The sequence below is a fragment of the Halioglobus sp. Uisw_031 genome, from assembly GCF_047729875.1.
In the GTDB taxonomy this organism is placed as follows: domain Bacteria; phylum Pseudomonadota; class Gammaproteobacteria; order Pseudomonadales; family Halieaceae; genus Marimicrobium.
Map to the genome: position 1 here is coordinate 1,529,685 of NZ_CP159826.1, position 21,368 is coordinate 1,551,052.

Here is a 21,368-nt window from a genome sequence, read left to right on the forward strand (position 1 = left end):
CGCTAACCGTCGCGTCGCAGATTTGAAATTAAGGTGCAGAGCACATTTAGCCAAAAAAACGCCTGATCTTTAAACCACGGCAATGCTATATGTCAATTTTATATCTACCGATTGCGGGTCGTTATATTGTTGATAACGTCACCCGTATTGATGAGACTCTTTATGCATCTGGTCCCGGTTAGTTGTTCTATAACTTTTAGCCTACAGGCGCTCCCAGCCCTGACGTATACTGGGTATTTCAGGGTATAAATATTAGTACCCATCTTGACCTTAATCGGTTAATTTTACTCGACTGCCGAGGGATGTTTATTCATGAAACGAGTGATCTTATTTCTAGCCACTAACTTTGCCATTCTTATTGTCCTGGGGGTGGCGCTGAGCATACTGATGCCCGTGCTAGGCATTGACAGCCAGAGTAATGGTGGCCTCTTACTCATGTGTGCCGTATTTGGAATGGGCGGCTCGTTCATTTCTCTGGCCATGTCGAAATGGATTGCCAAACGCAGCGTTGGGGCCGTAGTTATCGAACAGCCGGCAAACCAGCAAGAGACTTGGTTGCTAGACACCGTAAAGCGCCAGGCCAACCAGGCCAGCATTGGTATGCCAGAGGTGGCCGTGTGGGACTCTCCAGAAATCAATGCTTTTGCCACAGGTATGAATAAGAATAATGCCCTGGTGGCAGTGAGTACCGGGCTTCTTCGAACCATGACAAAAGATGAGGCAGAGGCGGTTCTAGCGCATGAAATCAGCCATGTTGCCAATGGCGATATGGTAACGCTTGCGCTGATACAGGGCGTGGTCAATACCTTTGTTTATTTCTTCGCCCGCATAGCGGCCAGTGCGCTGAGTCGCGGGAGTAATAATCGATTCATGTATTTTATGACCGTTATGTTCTTTCAGTTTGTATTCGGTATTCTCGCCAGCACTATTGTGATGTGGTTTTCTCGCCGTCGTGAATACCGAGCGGACGAAGGGGGCGCTAATCTCGCTGGGGATAAAAAGATGATTGCCGCACTGCAACGGTTAAAGGGTGATAGTCAGGAGAGCCATCTCGACGGTCAGCTCGTCGCCTTTGGTATTAGTGGAAAGAAGGCTATGGCCGCACTATTTTTGAGTCACCCACCGCTGGAAAAACGAATAGCGGCGTTGCAGGCCCGAGCGATTCGAAGCTAATTTATTCGTCCTATACTTGCACCGCCCTCATCAGACCAATGCCTTTGCCAACATGGTCCAAGACAAATGCACAGAGATGATTCATTCCTTGCCTCCGGCAGGGAACGACACGCTCATGGACAGCGTACCGATCGAAGCATAGGACAAATAAACGGCCTATTGAGAGTAGATTTCCTCACTGATCCTGCTAACTGAACCGGAGAAATTCGCGAAATACCCGCCTACTGGCCTGAAAATTTTTCCTCGCCGGTGATCGGACAATTCATATTTGTTTATTCCTGAACGAGCACGCGCAAAAGTCCCTGTCACGAGGTTGTTTAGCGTCCTTGCTGATTGAGCATTGTAACTTTGGATTCGCTTCGGGCGAAGAGAGGCAATGTTTCAGATGGTGCACTGGGAGAAGGTGTGAGTAAATTGCAACGCCCGCACTGAGGCCCTGATCGGGCTTAGTCTAAAAAAATTGCGTTGTTACCTGCTTCTAATTCGATCAGGTAAGTGATATTGGCTGCCAGCTGCTACAACGATCAGTTTTTGCGATATAACGCTGGTAGATGTTTCTATCTATTAAGGAGCCTACGAAGCCTGTGCAGCAGGCCCGAATCTATAACATTTTCTCCCCGGTACAAGTGAGAAGTCATAAGATTGCCTTGATAGCCGTACAAGTCAATGGCCATTCTTTCGCTGAATAGTGGAGACAGTTCCTTCGGACAATAGTGTGTTACAAAACTTTTGCGCGTGATGGCTTTGGAGACAGGGTTGCCGCCATGTACTAGATCGGCATGCCAAACCAATACATCACCCCGTTTAGCGGTGAATACTGTTTTATCTATATTCGTTTCAGAGGCACGTTTTATTAGGCTCGCCACATGCGCTTCGATCTCTTGACGTTGCACGGTATAGCCCAATCGCTCAGCTTCTGCGATCGACTTGTGTTTTCCACCGTACAGGAAATCCGGGAACTTATGGCTTCCCACGTAATAGAACAATTCCCCGGCACCGAGGGTGACATCTTCAAGGGCGATCCATGTGGCGGCAAAATTTCGGGGTAGGGTGAAGGGAACATAGGCCGAGTCCTGATGCCCCTCCTGTCCCGAGCCCCGCCAGAACCCTAATGTCTGCGCAGCAAAGGCATTACTTTCAAAAATCAGCTTCAGAAATTCAGCGATGACCGGGGAAAACATTATCCTGCGCATGGCAGCGGAGAAGTGGTGCAAATCAAGAACCTTGGCGTTGTATTCTTTGACTTCCGGCTTCCAACTAATGTTGCTTTTTCCATTAAGTTTGGGGCATTCAAATAGGGCCTTCTCGAAGCCGCCCGAATAGGCCTTGTCGAGGTCTGCTACCGCTGCGTCAAGGTCCCTGTCCGAGATAGAATTTTTGAGCACGGTATAGCCATCGCGCATCCATTCAGTAAGTTGCTGCGCCTGTTCTGAAGTGATTTCCCTGGAATCCAGTTTACGCTGGAGAGTTTCTGGGGCCATAGTATGGTCTGGCCAAAGGCCTCCAAAAGTAGAAGTTGTCGCATCTGCATTGTAGTGTCGCTCGGCTAGAGGGGAGGCGAGATATCCCCGGCCTTTGCCGATCGTCTGATAGTGCTCCAGCGGAGAACTGACATCTCCCCGTGACAACTCCCTGGCAACGATGGGGTAGGATTGTAGATAAAAATCGCTATCGAACGGTTTGCCGGTCATGTTTGATCGCCTTGTTAGGAGTTTGTGAATCGATTTCACTATAAAAAATCATGATCGCATCTTCACTAAAATATTATTTGAGAGCCTTTACCTTGCGCTAATATTGGTATCGTACGCCGATTAGTCAATCCTTTATAACTCAAAATGTAAGATTTATCCTGTCATGCTTGATCTTGATCCTCTTTGGCACTGAGTGCTCCCAGAAATGCTGCAATTCGCCCCTCATTATTAATAGCGTTCCGTGCTTAACTGGAATGGTTAACTTTTCTGATTTATCACTCGCTCCATACCATGCAGAATAGCTTGGCAAATACGTTTCTTTGCCGACTATAGAATAAATAAACGGCCTGTTGAGAGTAGGTTCCCTCACTGATGCTGCCGACTGAACTGGAGAAATTTTCGCGGCGGTGCTCGTGCAATTCATATCCGCCCATTCCAGAACGAGCATGCGAAAAAGGCCCTGCCTCGAGGTTGTCTAGCGTCCTTGCTGAGTATTCTGTGTCATCGATGGGTGCGAGGGCATAGACATTCACGTTCCACGTATCCGAGACAGCTTCTATGCCGCAGGCTACCTGCTGGAAATCAACCTCCTGCGAATTGGTAACCTTTATGCCTGTATCAGCAGACCCCGTTGCCATCTCACGGATATCCAAGAACAGTACGCCGTTGTCGCTCAGCATCATTGGCAGGAAGAAGCCAAAATCGGCTTGGTTCAGTGTCCCTGCGCCCTGTGTGGCCGCTTGGAATCCCCAGTTGAACTTCACAATCTCTTTGAGGCTGACCACCATGTCACCAGGTTCGATTGCATTGTTGTCTTGAGCGGGTGTCGCCATCTCTTGTGCTAACACATTTCCTGATAGCAGCATTGAAAGCATCAGTACTGCAGGAGCGAGTAGATGGCGTTTTAGGGCTGCTGAAGTGTTGGTCATTGGAAGCGTCGTCCGTAAATCTATTAGCGGCAAATGGCAACACAGAGAGTGCCGATGGGTCGCGCGGGTGCTGCGGGGCTTGGAGTGTGTTGTGGTGGTCGAGCGAGAAACTAAACGTACAACTTAGACAAGCCCCTTTTGCGCACCACAGGGACCAAGTGGGGGCGTCGGCTATGGGCCGCAGAGCTCCTGCTCATATCTGTTGGCGTCCGGTTTTATTGAACCACGGCATTACGCCAGGGGATCGCCGTCATCTTCATCATCCTCGATCTCGTTGCCACCAGCTTTAACTCGGCTCGCGGGGGTACACTGAAATTCCAGCAGCATCTGACGTTGTTGAATGAATGCTTGATTTGCGATCTTGACATATGGGTTGATAACTTGAATTCCAGCACGTCCTTTGATAACTGAGCCCATGACTTCTAGTTGCCCGAGTGCGTCCTGTCATTGGGCATAGGCCACGCAATACATCTCGAACGCATAGACTTCCAGAGGCGTAAGGAGTCCGGCTGCGGTTAACTCCGGAGCCATAAGTTGCCATTGTTGCTGTGCTGTCTTATTCATAATACCCTTGCGCATCTTGATGTAGGCTCCCTTATCTCTCTTGGGCTTCGGTGTGATCGTGGTCTCTCTGCATGGTTGCAACGTGCCCTTCACTAATTTCAGTTTGTTGGGTATGTTCTTTCTTCCTGGCATAACTTTCTCTTAAATTGATTTCAAAAATAATTTGTCAAAATGCACGTACAAAAATGTGACTACCCTAACGGTATGTCGGAGGCAGGTGGCTAGACTTTAGCCCCCCCTATGCCCCTATAGGGCGAAACATTAGTCACGCATGCCTCGAAACTATCGTCGCTTAGAACGTATTACAGGCTGCCTGAGAGGGGTTGCGATTTGGGCTCCCAGCCCTGAAAAGTTTTTCGTTGCGGTGATCGCACAATGTATATTTGTGCATTTCTGAGCGAGAGTATGCAATGGTCCGTGTAACACGTTTTTCAGTAGCGTACTGCTTTGTATATATTGTCTAATATGAAGAACATTATGAATAGGCTTTATTAGAGATGCATGTTCTTTACCTAATAATCATAGACGTCTGCAGTTTCAAGGTGATATGGATTGCCAATGAAACATCCGTTCCTATTACTATATGGCATCAGTAGTAGTTGAATTCTAGGGTCAAATAGATAGAGGTATGATTAGAGTATCAAACATCATCCTGTAATTTATTGTTACGTAATCTCGCTCGGTAATTACCGCGAGCAAGCTCTTGCATGTCTTCAACAGCGTCAGTCTCGTCGACTATTTCTCGGCCTAGCAAAGTTTCAATGGCATCTTCTAATGTTACAACGCCAGCGGTTTGACCAAACTCATCTTCGACTAAAAATAAATGTTCGCGGTTTTTTATAAACATGTCGAGTAGCTTTTGTACGGGTAGTTTTTCAGAAACACGGGTAATGGGTTTAACTTCACTTCCTACTATTGACGTGCCATTTCCTTTGCGTTCGGCTTGAAATAAATCACGTTTGTTTACGAGGCCAATGATGTCGTCAATACTAGCACCATAAACTGGCATACGAGTGAATTGGACTGTTTTTTCATCATCCAAAGATTCAGTAACAGTGGCGTTTTCAGATAACATATGGACCACACTGCGTGGCGTTAAAACTTGTTCAGTTTTTATCTCACGCAGTTTTAAGAGGTTAGATAAGTATTGATTTTCATGAGCGACAAGGTTGCCGTCTTTGTGGCCTAGGGATGCTAGGGCAATAATTTCTTCACGGGTAATTTGATCTTCCTTAGCACTGCTGAATAATCTGGTTAAGCGTGTTGCTATCCAAACTAAGGGAAAGACTAATTTGATTAACCAGGAAATGACGAAAGCAGAGGGGATAGCTAGTTTTCGCCAGAAAGTTGCACCTAGAGTTTTGGGGATGATTTCAGAGAAATAAAGAATCGCCAAGGTAAGTAAAACGGCGATTAATGTTTCCCATTTGGCGCCAAAAACTTGCACGGCTTGAGAGCCCACGCCGGCTGCACCCATAGTATGAGCAAAAGTGTTAAGAATTAATATGCTAGACAATGATTCATCTAATTGAGTTTTGATTTTGACCAGTTTTTTAGCCGCGCGCGGTTTTTTTGATGATACCTGTTCAACAAAGCTTGGTGTAATTGAAAGGAGTACCGCCTCCAGTATTGAACAAAGAAATGACACGCCGATAGCGATAGTTAAATAGATTAATAACACAGTCATTCAGGATACGTTCCGAAGTTTTTTAGTGATGGTTATCATACACCGAGTAGTCACAAAAACTAGGTTGGTGAGTTTAGGGCAAATAAACGTCCTGTTGGTAGTAGATTTACTGACTGATGTCCCTAACTGAACTAGAGAAATTCGCGACATACGCGCCTACTGCCCTGAAAAGTTGTTCGCTGAGGTGACCGGGCAATTCCTATTCGTCCATTCCTGAACGAGAGCCCGCAGCAGTCCGTGCCATGGGGTTTTCAGTGGCGTCCCTGCTGATGAAACTCCGTCCCGGCGAAAAGAGACAGCGTGGCAGGTGGCGCCCTGGTTGGCGGTACCAGAAGGGGCCGGGCAGGGGCTTCCTTTTCCGTCTCGCGAAGATGGGCCAGGATCCGGTCGACGACGTCCTGGTCGTCAATACAAGCGATGACTCTGACAGATCCGCCGCAGCGGCTGCCAGACTTCAATGTCGATATTGAATACTCGCTTGAGTCGCTGGGCCCAGGTCATAGCGGCATGACGCTGGATCGATGAGACGACGTCACTATCGGCAGGGCGCATTGCACCTTTGCCTCGTTTTGCCGGAGTGACCAGTCCGCGCCAGCGATGGTTCGGCGCGAGGACGCCATGATAACGGGTAAGATTGACCCTCGGCTTCGGTACCAGGGCTGCCAATCGTGCAATGAAATCCACCGGATCGAAGGCCACCTGGGTTGTTCCGTCTCGGTAAGGCGTCTTCAGGGTGTAAACCACCTTGCCCATAGAGCTGAGTGATAGACGTGGGATGGCCACGGCGGGGCGAGCGATGTACCGGCAGAGTCGCTCCCGTTTGTCCGTTTGATGCCCCTCACAACTCACGCCGGCGTGCAGGGAAAATCCATTGGCCTTGGCGACGTGTTCCAGTCCGGGATTAGGCCGGTCGAGTGGGCGGAGGGTGCGAATCATGAAGGCTTTGCGACCCTGTTGCGGGCCGACGGCGATCCGATAAGACACGGAACTGTCCAGGATATGAGGCATGGCATCCGCCTCGTCTGTGGGATCGAGTTCCAGCCAGGCGCTCTCGGTGTCCTGCTCCAGCAAGCCCTGTCGTTCCAGGCAGCGGCCGACACGTTGGCTGATAAGCTGAACCAGATCCTCCAGCTCGTCTTTAACCGGCGCTTTGAGGCGTTGAAATCGGGGTGATCGATCGCCTCGATATACATAGACGCCATCCAGAAACAGGATGTGAAAATGTATATTGAGGTTTAAGGCTGATCCGAAGCGTTGTATCAACGTTACCGCACCAGTCGCCCCGTCCTGGAGTCGGTATCCAGCCTTGTGGATCAGATGTGTAGAAGTTGCGCGGTAAATAATGCCCAGCACCTTGCCCATTGCCTGGGGATGGGCAGCGAACAGGTAGCGTAGCGGAAACCCCGTCCTGTTGAGTGCCGAGGACTATGCGGCGATTTTCATCAGAGCGGTGAGAGGTGAGCTTTTTGTCTAGTTACTTTTGCGAACTTGTGCAGCAAGGGGCACTAGACTCAATAAAGCTTCAAGGCATCGAGTACTAAGCCATTGTTTCCGAGTATTCCGCGAACTGGGGAGTAGAGCTTGTGCAAAGTGGTGTGAAACCCTAGGTGCTTTAGCTTCACTAAAGTCTCGATAGAAAAAATTGAATACACCAGGCTACCTTCGTCGCTAATGGGATCGACGTGATAGATTGGATCCAGTAAGTATTCGATTTCCCCTGCCTTGTTAACCACCGACCGAGTCTCATCCAATATCGAAGCTTGATAGAACGGTATAGTAAAAATGTGGCGACCCCCCGGCTTTAGCACGCGGAATATTTCTCGGTGCGCCGTGTATGGATCAGGAAGGTGCTCCCAGACGTCGGAAGAAATCACTAAATCAAAGCTGCAATCATCAAACGAGAGTTGGTGAGCATCCTCATGGCGCACACCGTCGACCACTTGACCTGGGTAATACTCAGGTCCCAGGTACTCAGAGGAACAGTAGCCAGGTTTGTCTTTCATAATTCTGTGCAGCGAATGGTTAGACTCAAGGTTATATATTTTTAAATTGTTTTTCCCCAGGCATTGATACTCAGAGTTTTCGCGGTATACCGTGCCCGCAACACGCGCAATCTGCCTCTGCCGACTCTTGGAGCCACAGAGAATGCAGAGGCCCGTTTCGCGAAAGTTTTCATTCCAGCTCCTGAAAAAAGAAGGCTTGGAGCACGATTCGCAGTACCCTAAGGTCACCCTGAAAATTTCAGCCAACCTTTCAGCCAGGGTCTTATTTCGCTCAGGGATTGGATATAACTCAGTCATTGCTTGAGCGTACTATAAAGTATAAGACAAATAAAAAAGACCAAGTAATTTTCCTGCAGCACCGTAATCACGATTATCTTTAGGCAGAACAGGGGTAACGCCAGGAATATCAGCCCAATCCGGCACTTCTTGAAAACCGTTTACTATCAAATAAAACTTATCAAACTGACCACCCAGGCTTTTTATCGCTAAAGGTGCGGTGTGAGATCGAGTAGGCATTGTGGCCATACCTGCAACTAATCTATATTTTATAGCCATACCGTAACCTCAAATAAACACCTGAGGCCTAGTATAGGACAAATAAACGGCCTGTCGGGAGTAGATTTTCTCACTGATCCTGCCAGGTGAACTTTAGAAATTCTCGAAATAACCACCTACTGCCCTGAAAAATTGTTCGCTGAGGTGACCGTGCAATTCATATACGGTCATTCCTGAGCGATAGCATGCACCGCCGATGTGCGCTCAGACCGCGCCTCCAGCATACGTAGCAGACGCGCCGGCGGATGCGATCGAACCGGTAGTCGCGACCGCGTCGCCCGCCAGTAACTCAGGCGCAGCAACCGATAGCAGACCGGCAGTAAGAAAAATGCCGATAAAGCGTTAATCACAAACCCAAATGGCATTTTCATGTTCAGTTAGATGTTCGCAAGTCGATGTATGTCACCGTCATGGGATCGTCAATTGCGATGGTCACCGGTACGATGTGGTCTGGGCTACCTTGCGTGTAAGTGGTGCCTGCCACTGGAGTGTTACCGGGACCACCTGGGTTGTAGAACTGCCAATAACCGTCGGGGGTATGCTGGCCAGCCGGTTGCTCTGAAGGAACGCGAACACCAACAACTTTGCTTATCGCTGGCAAGTCACCCTTTAAAATAATGTCAATTTGATTATCTCTGTCTTCTAAATAACAGTCGTTGCCATCAACCACTTGGCCTGGCACACCGAGCTCTGCGAGGCCGACCACCTCAATTTTTTGATCATCTATTAGATATTCGGTACCAGCTTGAAGAAGGGGAATTAATTCTCCCGCATCATTTTTTACCTGCACCTGAAAAAAGTTATTGTACTGATTCGGCTTAAGGCCGGTTATGCCATCGGGTGTATAGCCGCCCGTGGTGTAGACCCTAAGGCGATACTGTGCATCGTCACCGTAAAGGCTAATACCATCATTAGGTGTATTTGCGGTGAAGCCGGGCGGCCCCTCATCGCCGATCGCAGATGTGATGTTTAATTTAGCACCTGTGAGTCTTGGGCCGTTGCCGGGGGTGTGATAAGGAGAGCCTGGCGCATTGGCAAATAAGCCCACTGCTGATTGTAAAAAACCATCTGGCCCAACCATCATCAGAGGCGTTCCGTCATCAACAACTTCAATCCGGACCGGGTATAGCACATTTGGATCATCCAGCTCTAAACGATTTCCAAGCTGCCCGAATAAAACCACAACGGCACGCTCATTATAGTCAAAATTAGGTGTCATGGTGGCGTGATCAGGATACACCTGACTGTAATCGTTAAGTGTGACTAGGAAGTCACTGCCTTCTGCCGTGCTGAACAAGATCGGCCACGAGAACTCAATAGGCATACCTCCGCCATAGAAAATCTCCGGCAAACCGTTTATCAGCAGCATCTTGCTTGTTGACTGGGCGGAGGTGTAATCACTTGAGGTAGGTGCTATTTCGCCACAGCCGGTCAGCGTATTCCAGTTACCTCCAGCTTCCTTTACCAGCTGCTCGCTGTAAGAATCAGTTCCTGTAAACCCAGGTATCCCAATAATATTGGAGAACCCTAGCCCTCCCGCGAGCATCTTGGCCTCACGGTCCCAAAGGTCTGCGTTAATAACAATATCGAGGTCAAGAACATCAGGCGGTGCAAGGCCATCTCCAGGCAGAATAAGCGTCATTTTGTCACCGTTAGGCTGAAATATGATCACCCCAATTTGCTGGTCTGATACCGTTAGCAACCCCATCTCCACTTTTTCAGCGGCGGTAGGCACTCTAAAATTGGCGGCTTCCTCTCGTGTAAAAAGGTCTGTGGAAGTTATGCTGCCTGAGGCGTCGCTGGCCACAACACGGACTTGAGTCACGTTGGGAGTAATATATTGTTGCAACATAGATGCCGCATCGACAGCGGTCATAGGCTCAGGCGGGGTCTGTGCGCCATTGTCGCCGTCACTACAAGCACCTAGCAGAGAGAACAAAATGGACCAAACAAAGGCCTTGAACAAACGCGAGCGGGATCGGGATTTCATATTAGTATCTGCATTTTGTGGGGTTAGTGTCGCTTGCTATGCTACGTCTGCTCTGCCAGAACAGGAGCGCATTTTGAGTTTTTCACTCCAGTAAGTGCAGCGCCTTCAGCAGACAACGACTGTCGCACTAACTGAGCGATAATTTTCGGTTGATCATTCTGGGGATAATGCGAGGCGCAAGGCAGGCGCCAATAGGAAGCAGCAATATCTCTGTTTCGTAAATAGTTCTCCCAGACAAAATCGGCAATCTCTGTTTTCGCAATCGGGTCTCGCTCACCCCAAATTAGAGTGGCGGGTATCTCACTTCGACTCAGCGCCTGCAGCCACGTTTTTTCAAGCTTGCGCCGATCCTGAAGATACCTGAGGGTTTTCGGAAACACCGTAGTGCCACCCTGGTACCTAAAGGTAGACGACATGTTTAGCTGCTCTTCCTGGGTTAACGTAGGCGAATATACCTTTGCCAATTCCGTTGTGAATCTATCAGGGGTTAAAATAAAGCGAGTCACAAAGTCACCAAAACCTGGTAGCGTCAAATATTTCTGGCCAGCGGATAACTCTGCCAAAGGAAGATATATGCCACCGTTGAGAATGACGTGGTGATCTATCTGATAAGGGGATGAGCCTGTCTGTTGATAGAGGTTAAGAAACGCAAATCCGACACTATCGCCTTTGTCATGGGTTAACAGGGTAAATCTGCTGAGGCCCAAAATCTCTCGAATGAAGTAATCGACAAGCTGAGCATCATCGGGAATGGAATAGCGGTAGTCTCCCTTGGGTTTGTCAGAAAAACCATACCCCGGCGTATCGATAACCGCGATAAAGTATTCTTTTTCTAGCTCGCTAATAAGCTCTTTAAAATCATAACTACTTGTTGGCCAGCCATGAATCATCACGATGGCGGGGTTATCACTATTGCCGAAAGTACGGTAAAAAATATTTAGCTCGGGCCATCGACTGTTTTCGGACAGGCTTGATCGCCAACGGAAATACGATCCGCCACGACCCCACGATTCTGCATCGGGCCCAGCGTCGGGATGACTGTTATAAAACTCCCCAATAGTGTTGGAATTATCCAAGGGATTCCATAATGAATAAATCACCATTGATAGGACAATTACGATGAATGGAATCACAATAGCTTTAATGCTGAGATGTCTGAACATGTTCCAAGTCCGTTTTTCTGTCTTTTACAAAACGCTTACAGCTCTCGCATCTGAGAAATTTAACTCGCAGTAATTGCCACTATATCGCGCAGACAAAAGGTGCCGGATGCACCGACCGCAGGTTACTTTTGCAACGCTTGCCGTGCTTTGGCTTTAAACTTTTCCTGCTCCTCTTCGTCGTCCAGAAGATTACCCAGACTGAACGGTACATCGATACCCGCTTTCATACCCGGTTGTTCATACATGGCAGCTAACCAGCGCTGCAGGTTGTCGAGTCCGTCAATGGATACGCCCGACCACTTGTGGGTGCGAGCCCAACACCAGTTGGCGATATCGGCAATGGAGTAGTCGTCCGTCAGCCATTCACTTTCACCCAGGCGTGTGTCGAGCACCTCAAACAAGCGGCGGCATTCGTTTTGGTAGCGGTCAATCGCAGGTTGAATCTTTTCCGGGAAATAACGGTAAAACACATTGGCCTGGCCCATCATTGGGCCAACGCCGCCCATCTGGAACATCAGCCATTGGATAACCCGGGCGCGGCCTTTGGCATCCGTGGGTAGCAAACGACCGGTTTTTTCTGCCAGGTGAATCATGATCGCGCCCGATTCGAAGATAGCCAGGTCATCAAGGTCGCGGTCAATAATCGCGGGGATACGGCCATTGGGATTGATTGCCCGAAATTCAGGCTTATGCTGATCGCCTTCGCCGATATTGACTGTGTGGGTGTTGTACTCGAGTTCCAGTGCCTCTAGCGCACAGGACGCTTTATGGCCGTTGGGTGTAGGGGCTGTGTAGAGTTCAATCATTGCATGTATCTCCAGTGAGTCGGTGTATTACTAGGATTTTTCTGCAATTAATACCAGCATCTTGTGCGCTGTTTCTCGACCGGAATTCTGATTCTGGCCGGTAACAAAACGCTCTTCATCGTCGACCACAACGAGGGTGGCAAGGAAGTCTACGAACCTGGTGTTGCTTTCAAAAACAACACCGGCTTTGCGCAGTTCTGTCTCGGGGTGCTGGGGAGTAATTTCTATGCCCAGTTCCTTAATCTGTTTGTCAGTGACACCGGTCATACGCCGACCGGCGATCAACGGCTTACCGTCACGGTCTTTTGCATTAATGAGGCCCAATACGCCATGGCAAACGCCACCAATAACCGGTTCGTTGCTGGCGTAGTATGCTTCACTGACCTTCTCGGCCAATACGGGTGAATAGCCCAAATCGTAGGCCGCTCCCCAACCTCCGGATATAAAGATGATGTCGTACTGGGTAAAATCAACGTCATCAATGCGCATTGAATTTTCGACCTTGGCCAGAAATGCCGGGTCGGCCAAGAAGCGGTCGTCTTCCGGGGTTTTTAATATGCGGTTCAAGGTCTGGGGATCGACGGGGATTTCTCCACCTTTGACGCTGGCCAGATCAACCTGCATGCCCGCATCGAGGAATCGATAGTAAGGGTGGGTCATCTCTGACGCCATCACGCCGGTGGCATCGCCAGTGGTCTCACCGGGGGCAGACAAAACGGCCTGGTTGGTCGCAATAATCAACGCTCGTTTGCCTGCGGGTAGTTGCACTGCTTCGCCGTCATATTCAGGGTGTAAACCCGCCTTGTGCAAGATCGTTGGCAGCGCCAGGACCAATAAGGCGAGCCCGAGGACTATGCCGCCTACAATTTTGATTAATTTCGCTTTCATGTTGCAGCCCTGTTCAAGTTATAAGGGAGTGGGTTCATTTATGGACCGTGCAGTAGTCTACCCCCTGTTTTGTTATGCGTAAATTATCGACAATTGCATAACCATTGTGCGAATATGCACAAATGGAGTGGGGTCATTTAGAGTACTTTCTGGCAGTAGCGCGCACCGGCTCCTTGAGTGGCGCGGCCAAGCAGCTGCGCGTCAATCATTCAACGGTTGCCCGGCGCCTGGAAAAGCTGGAACAGCAACTCAACGTCCGCTTGTTTGATCGTCTCAATAACGGTTATCGGTTAACTGACGATGGGCTTTCCCTAAAAGCGCACGCAGCTCAGGTAGAACGTGAGATAAATCAGATCCAGGGTGTCTTCAGCGGCAGTGAGGCCGAACTGCGTGGCACCCTGAAAATCAGCAAGCCCAGCAGCGGTCTATTGAATCTGGCCCCATTGCTGGTTGCGTTCCACCACCGGTATCCGGACATCAATTTGGTGCTGACTGCAGGCGCTGAGCGTAGCGAAATAGCTCGAATGGAGGCCGATGTTGCCATTCGTCTGACCAATAATCCGCCGGAGGCGTTGGTCGCCCGCAAGCTTGGTCAACTCCCCATTAATATATTCGGTAGTCGTGCCTATCTTGAACGGGCGGGAACGCGGAACCTAGATGAATATGATTGGCTGGTTTGGCACGATGACAATAGTTTGCTGAATATGGAACCTGCACTGAAGCGGGAAATCCCCAACGCGCGAATCGTGTTGCGAACCAACAGCTACAATGAACTGTTTGAGGCGGTCAATGCGGGTATGGGTGTAAGTTTGTTATCCCCGTTGCGATTCCCGAAAACACACCAGTTGCAGGCGGTATCACCGGCGCTGTATCAATTCGACCAGGGGGTGTGGCTGCTCAGCCACCCGGATTTGCGCAACCGGGAGCGAATCAGGGTTTTTAGGGACTTTATGATTGAGCAGTTAGGCGGCGCACTGACGAAGCACTGGAACACATAAACAACGCCACTTTGTTAGCGCCGCTAGCGTCGTATCGTTACTTACGAAGTATAGCGATCAATACCACGGAGGTGCATATGCAATATAACGACGCCAACCGTGGCATCGCGTTGATGATCGCGACTACGTTTGTCTTCGCTGTGCAAGATGGGATAAGTCAGTATCTGGCCTCAGAATACAATGTCGTGATGATTGTCATGGTCCGATACTGGTTCTTCGCAATCTTTGTCATAACGCTCAGCGCCTGCCGTCCCGGCGGTATTAGAGCAGCCACGCGCACCACACAACCGGTTCTGCAGATTCTTCGCGGATTGCTGCTGGTGGCAGAGATCTGCGTAATGGTGCTTGCATTCACGTTACTTGGCCTAATTGAAAGCCACGCGATTTTCACCCTGTACCCTCTGTTGATCGCTGCATTGAGCGGGCCAGTGCTCACAGAAAAGGTGGGCTGGCGGGGGTGGACGGCTATTGCAGTGGGCTTTATCGGCGTGCTGATTATCCTGCGCCCTGGCCTGCGAGTCTTTTCGATAGACGCTCTGGTGCCCCTACTCGCCGCGTTAATGTTCGCCCTATATGGTCTCTTAACACGACGCGCTGCACGTGATGACAGCGCCGCGACCAGCTTTTTTTGGACGGGCGTTGCTGGCGCGGCAGCAATAACCTGCATAGGGCCCTTCTTTTGGGCATCTTTACACGGGACTGATTGGATTTGGATGGGCATCTTGTGCGTGACAGGCGTTGGTGGCCACTGGTTGCTCATCAAAACCTACGAGGCTGCTGAAGCGGGAACGGTGCAACCATTTGCCTATTTTCAGTTAGTGTTCGCCACAGTGATCGGCCTTACTATTTTTCGAGAGACCTTAGACCCATGGACTGCGGCAGGAGCGGGGCTAATCGTTGGAGCTGGTGTCTATTCTCTGCTTTGGGAACAGCAGCGAAAACGTAAAGTTAGCCCTGCCCTCTAAGCACATTAAGGATTAGCGTCACTGTGAAGTATGTTTCCCCTAGTTCGCTACCAAAGATTAAGCTGTATTTTCAGGTGCGTGAAAATCTGAGCGATATCCAGCAAAGCGACTACATTTAAAGCAGCAAGAATAAAGGGTGCAGCTATGATGCGCGCATTTTACGCCAGGATTCGATCGATGGCGTCCTGCTCGTCGCTGCAAGCGATGACTTTGACAGCCCCACCACGGCGATCGGAAACGTCAGTTGCATTTTGCTGAACTACTTGGCTTTAAAGTGTTTGATTAAACGCAGTAGTAATACGGCGATGGTGAAGACGAGGAAAGGGGTATAAAAACCCGGGTCGATTTTGGTGTGCTTAACGTAGGTCATAAAGAAAACAAACCAAAGGTAATAACCGCCGATGAGATGAAGTTTTTTCCAATTCTTCATGCCCAGCCGATACTGAGCCTTATCTGATGAGGTCAGTGCCATCAGTGCAATAAAGACATAGCCGATGCCGCCGAATATCCACTGGCTTGGTGCCTGGTCTTCAAGGAACGGCTCAGGAAAAACAACAGATACTAAAGTAATAAGGCCGAGGTGGATAAAGTGCGAGGCAGCGAAGCTGACGCCGATATAGCGCCTATTCTGCAAGACCCATTTTGAAAAAGGTGCTTTCCAGAATTAGTACACACTGGATGCAGTAAAGGCGAGGGAGAATAAGAATAGAGAACTTCTTCCTGTGGACCGTATCGTTACGAGTATGCTGTCTGCGTTCCACGGAGAGGACACCAGAAATAGCGTAACCGCAAGCAGGATTAAACCTCCAACCCAGTAAGTGATATTCCAGCTATGTAGTTTCATACATTGGTTCCTTTCTGGGTGTCGTTATCAGAGTAAAAAAAATTATTCTGTATAGGTGAAGTATAGGACAAATAAACGGCCTGTTGACAGTAGGTTTCCTCACTGATCCTGCTAACTGAATCGGAGAAGTTCTCGAAATAACCACCGATTTCCCTGGAAAGTTGTTCGCTGAGGTGATCGCACAATGCATATCCGTCAATGTCTGAGTGATAGCATGCAACCGTCCGTGCCACACGTTTTTCAGTAGCGTCCTTGCTGATTTGGGGCTGTGGATTCGCTTCCTGCAAAAAGAGGTAATGGCCCAGGGGTGCTCTGGAGGGTGGCACCAGGTGCGATAGGGTAGGGCGGGGCTATGGAGGGAAATGTTCTTCCGCTATCCCAATGCTCTACATGAATCGAACGATGGTCACCGAGTGTGCTGTAATTGTGCTTGCACTGCAGGCCAACCAAATACCAGAGAACAAAAGTGCGTTAGATGTTGAGGCCATGTTGCGATAACGCGCCAGGTTGTAGCCAACAAAAACAGGGAAAATAAATACGCCAAAAAAGATGATGGACCATGGTCCAAGCCCGAGTGAGAGCAGACTTAACGGCATTGTCTGACTTATGCTTTCTATGGCCCTGTCTATGACATTGGGAAGAGACCTTACAGGTTTCGTGGGCGATGGCAGCGTGGACCGCAGAAAAGTCTTGATGATCAGCAACGAAGACAGCGAGGGCGAGCTGATTCTTCGATTGAGAGGCATCTGCAAAGGTGCCGGGCTATCTGGAGAGGAGGAGCAAGTGCTCAAGGTGCTTCGGGCTGGGATAATCCGCAGCGAACCTTTACGCCTGATACTGGCCAAACAGGAAGTGTCACCGCGACCCAAGCAGCAGCCCCAGCAGCAACGCCCGTCCCAACCAGCCCACTTTGGCTACTGGGCATCATGGCAGGACTGCTATCACTAGTGGCTGTCAGAAAGCTTCGCAAAGTCTGAATAGGTTCCCTTGGATATTCAGATACACAGCGGCTCCTTCGGGGGCCGTTTTGCTGTCACAGGCTCTCACGCTCGTGGTTTCAGTTGAGTAGGGTAGTAACCCAAACCACAGCAGCGTCCGCACCGCTATTCCCCGCTATATTCGCTGTAGGTCTTAAGTATCCCCAAAGTAAGAGATAGCGACCACCTAGCACTTTACTCGACCACCAAGGGCACTACCTTCCCAAGCCCGCAGCACCCAAGTGACTCATCGGCATTCCTGTGTTAGCATTTTTTTATAATGAAATCACGGACGATGCTTCTTATGACCAACACTTCAACAGCACCACAGCGCGGAGTACTCGCTTCATTAATACGCCGCCTTTTTGGTCATCTAGCCTTTTTATATCAGGGCATGCCGCAAAAATGCGGGATAAATCATATTGGTGTTTCATCGGTGCTTCCGTGCCTCCTAATCGCGTTGACGGGGCTTTTAACTGGCTGTAATTCCTCAAACAACAACGACGAGGACCCTAAAACCATTCCCCCGAATATCCTGTTTATCGTCATGGACGATGTCGGTATCGACCAGATGACGGTATTTGGCTATGGTGGTCTAGGGCCCTTCAATCAAATCCCCACTCCATCGCAGCCGTTGGATCGATCACCCCAGCTGCCCAATATCGACACCATCGCACAGCAGGGGGTGCTTTTTCGCAACGCCTGGTCCATGCCAGCGTGCTCTACCTCGCGCGCGGTTTTTTTTACCGGCCGATTCCCATTGCGCACCCAGGTGCTAGGCGCGCTGGGCCAGTACGACCTCGCTAACTACCAGCTTTCGCCCTACGAGCTCACGATGCCTAAGTTGCTAAAAGAACGCGGCTACCAGAATGCGTTGTTCGGTAAATTTCATGTTGGCTTGCAGCAGAACAACCCTGCCGGTAATGCCATGGTTAGCGCGCTGGGTTGGGACTACTATTCTGGCTGGGAGGATGAAACTGGTGATCCCTCCTCGATCGACACCTCAGCCGGACTAGGCGAGGAATACGAGGGCCGCTACATGTGCGGGTTTGTGCCGAGCGCAGCGCAGGATGCCTTCTATGGTGCAGATACCGGGGCGTGTTATACCGGCGGTGGTGAGCAGTGCTCTCAGATGAGTGCCGAGGGTGGTATCCCGCCTGGGCGCGCCTGCCGAGACAGTGGTGGAATTCTAGACCCAAATCAGTCGTGCAGCATGCCTGCCCCCGAAAACATACAGAAGGGTTTCAGCATCCTTAGCGCCCATTATGTCTCTCCGCTGTGGATCAATGACGAGGAGGGTCAGGCCATCGAAGTATCGCTTACAGATCTTCGCGCGCGGACTTTCCGTGGCATTGTGCCGGTTGACGGCGCCATCGATTGGATAACGAGTCGTCCGAAGGACACTCCGTGGTCGGCGACTATCAGTTTCGCCACCGCTCATACCCCGGTGATGCAGCCTCCGCAGTCACTTTTGTCTGAAGATGCTGAGGTAGTGAGTCGACTACTTTGTGCCGCGCCTGAGGGAGCCTCACCTGAACTTGAGAATCAAGTTTTGGTTGAACAACGCGAACTCACCACGCTGATGATTGAGGCACTTGATAGCGAGCTGTCTCGACTGCTGGTGTCTATTGGCGCGGCTACGCTCAATGACGACAAGTCTTTGGTTCTCAGTCCAGATAGTAATACGCTGATTGTTATTCTCGGCGACAACGGCACGCTTGGGTACTCCGTGAAGTTGCCGTTTGATCCATTTGGGGCCAAGGGCACGGCTTACCAAACGGGTGTTTGGGTGCCATTGATTGTGGCGGGGTCGATGGTGAGCGAGCCCAACCGCGAAGTTGGCGACATGGTTAATATCGCCGATCTGTACGAACTGTTTGGCGAAGTAGCCGGCATCGAAAATGTGCATGAGGTTGTGCCGCGCGCTTTGGATTCCGTATCGATGTTGCCCTACCTCACCACGCCCGGCGTCGAGAGCCAGCGCAAGTACAATTTCACTCAGGTGGGTAATAATCATCAGGCCGGTGGCACTATCAACCAGCCCTGCACTTTCAACCAAACAAGTTGTAGTCAGATCCCCGTTTCCAAATCGGTTTGCCATGACAATAACGGCGTTTGGTGGGGGGTGGAGCCCGACCAGCCGGATGTGCCCGTCGGCGGATACGCCAAGTGTTGTGAGGTCAACCAGTATCTCTATGACCGGGAGGAGCCAATGCTTAAAATGGACCCACTGTCTGCTGAGGCGATACGAAATGACAATTACAAGGTCGTGCAGAACCACTTTTTCGGTGATGAGCAACCTCCCGCAGGCGATTATCCCAATTGTGCTTCGAGCATTAGCACTGAATTTTATCGCATTGACGAAAGGAAATACAATCCGCAGATCGACAGACCAGCAGACAACTTGATTAACCCCGACACTGGTATACCGGATGACAGTGCCGAACAAGCGATTTTCGTGGACCTAGTGCACCAGTTAAATTTGATTACTGACAGCGTTCAACCCTGTCCACCCGGTCCACCCGAGGGTTATCTCGCCAGCGTCGATGGCAATCAGGATGGTGTCGTCAATGATGAGGATCTGGACAATCTGAGCAGGTTTGCCGAAGCCGGCGGCAGTAGTTGGTACGATATAGATGAAAGCGGCACAACGAACTTGACGGACTATGGGCTGGTGAACGACTACTTGGGCATTGAATGTCCGCGTGAATAAATGTTCAGTCGAAGTATAGGACGGATAAAAGGGCTATGGAGGGAAGTGTTCTTCGGGTACCCCAATGCTCTGCATGAATCGAACGATGGTCACCGAGTGTGCTGTAATCGTGCTTGCACTGCACGCCACCCAAATACCAGAGAACAAAAGTGCGTTAGATGTTGAGGCCATGTTGCGATAGCGCGCCAGGTTGTAGCCAACAAAAACAGGGAAAATAAATCCGCCAAAAAAGACGATGGACCCTGTTCCAAGCCCGAGAGCGCAGACTTAACGGCATTGTCTGACGTATAAACACCATAAAAATTGCAGAAAGCAATAAGCCTAGGATTGAATATTTCATCCTGATCTTAACGGGCTTAGCGATGGAGATACGGCTTACGATATTTCCAAACCGCACTAGGCGGGCTTGAGAAGGCTCAGGTTTTACGCAGGTTACTGACGCCCAGAACGATGCCTCAAATCTAGTTAGCAGCCAGGCGGCGGTGCCACGGGAGTGACCGGTGCGAATGCGGATGCTGGGCTGGCTCCAAAATCGTTCGTCGCTGTGGTTGCGCAGACATACGCCTGCCCATTGGTCAGCCCGAAGACTGTGATGGGTGAGGTCGGACTCTCACCGAATGCTAACGTGTCGCCATAGCAATAAGCCGTGTAGCCCGTAATCGGTGAGCCGCCGTCTGCGCCCGGCGTGAACGTGATGATAGCCTGTTCGTTGCCAGCCATGATGCCTGTGATCTGTGGTGCATCGGGTGGAACCGCGGGCGTGAAGGGTGCACTAGCCGCAGAGGCTAGGCTGGTTCCTGCCGCGTTCGTCGCTGTTACTAAACACTCATACGCCTCGCCGTTGGTCAGCCCCGAGACGGTGATGGGTGAGGTCGGACTCTCACCGAAGGCTAACGTGTCGCCGAAGCAATAAGCGGTGTAGCCGGTAATCAATGCGCCATTGTCTGGGCCCGGTGTGAAGTTGATGATACCCTCACCATCTCCTGCCGTTATGGAGCGGATGCTCGGGGCGTCTGGCTCAACGAATACTCGCTGGCCAGGCTTTTACGCTGGATGCCATCTTTAACAAGCTGGCCATTGAGGCCGCGAATAATATCGATATAGACCATGCCAATGTCGAGCTGTACTTGAAGTTCGCATTAAGGGCGCAGTCGCAGAGTCGCGCAGCTTTCCTGGCGCTGAACGACATTATGAACCCTAGGCTGGCTAACTTCGTGAATCAGGCCAATATCTCGGCTGGGCATCAGCAGGTAAATAACCATGTGGAAAAAGAAAGTCCGCCAAGCGAACTAATGGAGCAACGTCATGAACGGATGGACACCAGAACGCCGAGAGAGGCAGGCACGACTTATTCAACAGTGGAGACCGTGGGAGCAGTCGACAGGCCCGACAAGCAATGAAGGGAAGAAGAGGGCGTCGAGT

Annotated in this window: 18 protein-coding genes and 1 pseudogene; 6 read left to right on the forward strand and 13 right to left on the reverse strand. The window is 50.3% G+C overall.

The features are described from left to right. Positions 1-312 precede the first annotated feature (312 nt). Complete coding sequence (htpX, locus tag ABXT62_RS07000; RefSeq protein ID WP_415357885.1) at positions 313-1,173, forward strand: protease HtpX; 861 nt, start codon at positions 313-315, stop codon at positions 1,171-1,173. A 557-nt stretch (positions 1,174-1,730) separates the two neighbouring features. Here the strand turns inward: htpX and ABXT62_RS07005 are convergent. The 11 genes and pseudogenes from ABXT62_RS07005 to ABXT62_RS07055 all read right to left on the reverse strand — a co-directional run bounded on the left by ABXT62_RS07005 (position 1,731) and on the right by ABXT62_RS07055 (position 13,449). Continuing rightward, positions 1,731-2,864 carry a phytanoyl-CoA dioxygenase family protein gene (locus ABXT62_RS07005; protein ID WP_415357886.1) on the reverse strand — a complete coding sequence of 378 codons (1,134 nt, stop codon included), beginning with the start codon at positions 2,862-2,864 and terminating at the stop codon, positions 1,731-1,733. 275 nt (positions 2,865-3,139) lie between these two features. Continuing rightward, the gene (locus tag ABXT62_RS07010; RefSeq protein WP_415357887.1) at positions 3,140-3,793 is read right to left on the reverse strand and encodes a hypothetical protein; all 654 of its coding nucleotides are present in this window, start codon (positions 3,791-3,793) and stop codon (positions 3,140-3,142) included. Between the two features lie 231 nt (positions 3,794-4,024). Continuing rightward, positions 4,025-4,489, reverse strand: a pseudogene (locus ABXT62_RS07015) (phage terminase small subunit P27 family). A 508-nt stretch (positions 4,490-4,997) separates the two neighbouring features. Continuing rightward, the gene (locus ABXT62_RS07020; RefSeq protein WP_415357888.1) at positions 4,998-6,044 is read right to left on the reverse strand and encodes a CNNM domain-containing protein; all 1,047 of its coding nucleotides are present in this window, start codon (positions 6,042-6,044) and stop codon (positions 4,998-5,000) included. A gap of 405 nt (positions 6,045-6,449) precedes the next feature. Then, complete coding sequence (locus tag ABXT62_RS07025) at positions 6,450-7,397, reverse strand: transposase (RefSeq protein WP_415357889.1); 948 nt, start codon at positions 7,395-7,397, stop codon at positions 6,450-6,452. A gap of 158 nt (positions 7,398-7,555) precedes the next feature. Further along, positions 7,556-8,047 (reverse strand): class I SAM-dependent methyltransferase, encoded by a 492-nt coding sequence (locus ABXT62_RS07030; RefSeq protein WP_415357890.1) that lies wholly within the window; start codon positions 8,045-8,047, stop codon positions 7,556-7,558. A gap of 309 nt (positions 8,048-8,356) precedes the next feature. Continuing rightward, complete coding sequence (locus tag ABXT62_RS07035; protein ID WP_415357891.1) at positions 8,357-8,602, reverse strand: hypothetical protein; 246 nt, start codon at positions 8,600-8,602, stop codon at positions 8,357-8,359. A 373-nt stretch (positions 8,603-8,975) separates the two neighbouring features. After that, the gene (locus tag ABXT62_RS07040; protein ID WP_415357892.1) at positions 8,976-10,592 is read right to left on the reverse strand and encodes a hypothetical protein; all 1,617 of its coding nucleotides are present in this window, start codon (positions 10,590-10,592) and stop codon (positions 8,976-8,978) included. Positions 10,593-10,633: 41 nt separating this feature from the next. Next, on the reverse strand, positions 10,634-11,755 hold the full coding sequence (locus ABXT62_RS07045; protein WP_415357893.1) for an alpha/beta fold hydrolase: 1,122 nt from the start codon (positions 11,753-11,755) through the stop codon (positions 10,634-10,636). 122 nt (positions 11,756-11,877) lie between these two features. Beyond that, the gene (locus ABXT62_RS07050; RefSeq protein ID WP_415357894.1) at positions 11,878-12,561 is read right to left on the reverse strand and encodes a glutathione S-transferase family protein; all 684 of its coding nucleotides are present in this window, start codon (positions 12,559-12,561) and stop codon (positions 11,878-11,880) included. Between the two features lie 30 nt (positions 12,562-12,591). Then, on the reverse strand, positions 12,592-13,449 hold the full coding sequence (locus ABXT62_RS07055) for a type 1 glutamine amidotransferase domain-containing protein (RefSeq protein WP_415357895.1): 858 nt from the start codon (positions 13,447-13,449) through the stop codon (positions 12,592-12,594). Between the two features lie 122 nt (positions 13,450-13,571). Here ABXT62_RS07055 and ABXT62_RS07060 point away from each other — a divergent pair, with 122 nt between their 5' ends. Then, the gene (locus tag ABXT62_RS07060) at positions 13,572-14,447 is read left to right on the forward strand and encodes a LysR family transcriptional regulator (protein WP_415357896.1); all 876 of its coding nucleotides are present in this window, start codon (positions 13,572-13,574) and stop codon (positions 14,445-14,447) included. Between the two features lie 77 nt (positions 14,448-14,524). After that, entirely contained in the window at positions 14,525-15,412 is an 888-nt protein-coding gene (locus tag ABXT62_RS07065) for a DMT family transporter (protein ID WP_415357897.1), read from the forward strand. Between the two features lie 259 nt (positions 15,413-15,671). Here ABXT62_RS07065 and ABXT62_RS07070 read toward each other — a convergent pair whose 3' ends face one another. After that, entirely contained in the window at positions 15,672-16,046 is a 375-nt protein-coding gene (locus ABXT62_RS07070) for a ferric reductase-like transmembrane domain-containing protein (protein ID WP_415357898.1), read from the reverse strand. 837 nt (positions 16,047-16,883) lie between these two features. On the opposite strand from ABXT62_RS07070, the gene ABXT62_RS07075 reads away from it, so the two are divergent. Further along, a complete protein-coding gene (locus ABXT62_RS07075; RefSeq protein WP_415357899.1) occupies positions 16,884-17,204 on the forward strand; it encodes a hypothetical protein in 321 nt (106 codons plus the stop codon). Between the two features lie 333 nt (positions 17,205-17,537). Next, entirely contained in the window at positions 17,538-19,946 is a 2,409-nt protein-coding gene (locus ABXT62_RS07080; RefSeq protein WP_415357900.1) for a sulfatase-like hydrolase/transferase, read from the forward strand. A gap of 465 nt (positions 19,947-20,411) precedes the next feature. Here ABXT62_RS07080 and ABXT62_RS07085 read toward each other — a convergent pair whose 3' ends face one another. Beyond that, positions 20,412-20,879, reverse strand: a complete 468-nt coding sequence (locus tag ABXT62_RS07085) for a fibronectin type III domain-containing protein (RefSeq protein ID WP_415357901.1) — start codon at positions 20,877-20,879, stop codon at positions 20,412-20,414. Between the two features lie 194 nt (positions 20,880-21,073). Between ABXT62_RS07085 and ABXT62_RS07090 the strand changes: the two genes are divergently transcribed. Next, a complete protein-coding gene (locus ABXT62_RS07090; protein WP_415357902.1) occupies positions 21,074-21,346 on the forward strand; it encodes a hypothetical protein in 273 nt (90 codons plus the stop codon). Positions 21,347-21,368: the final 22 nt, after the last annotated feature.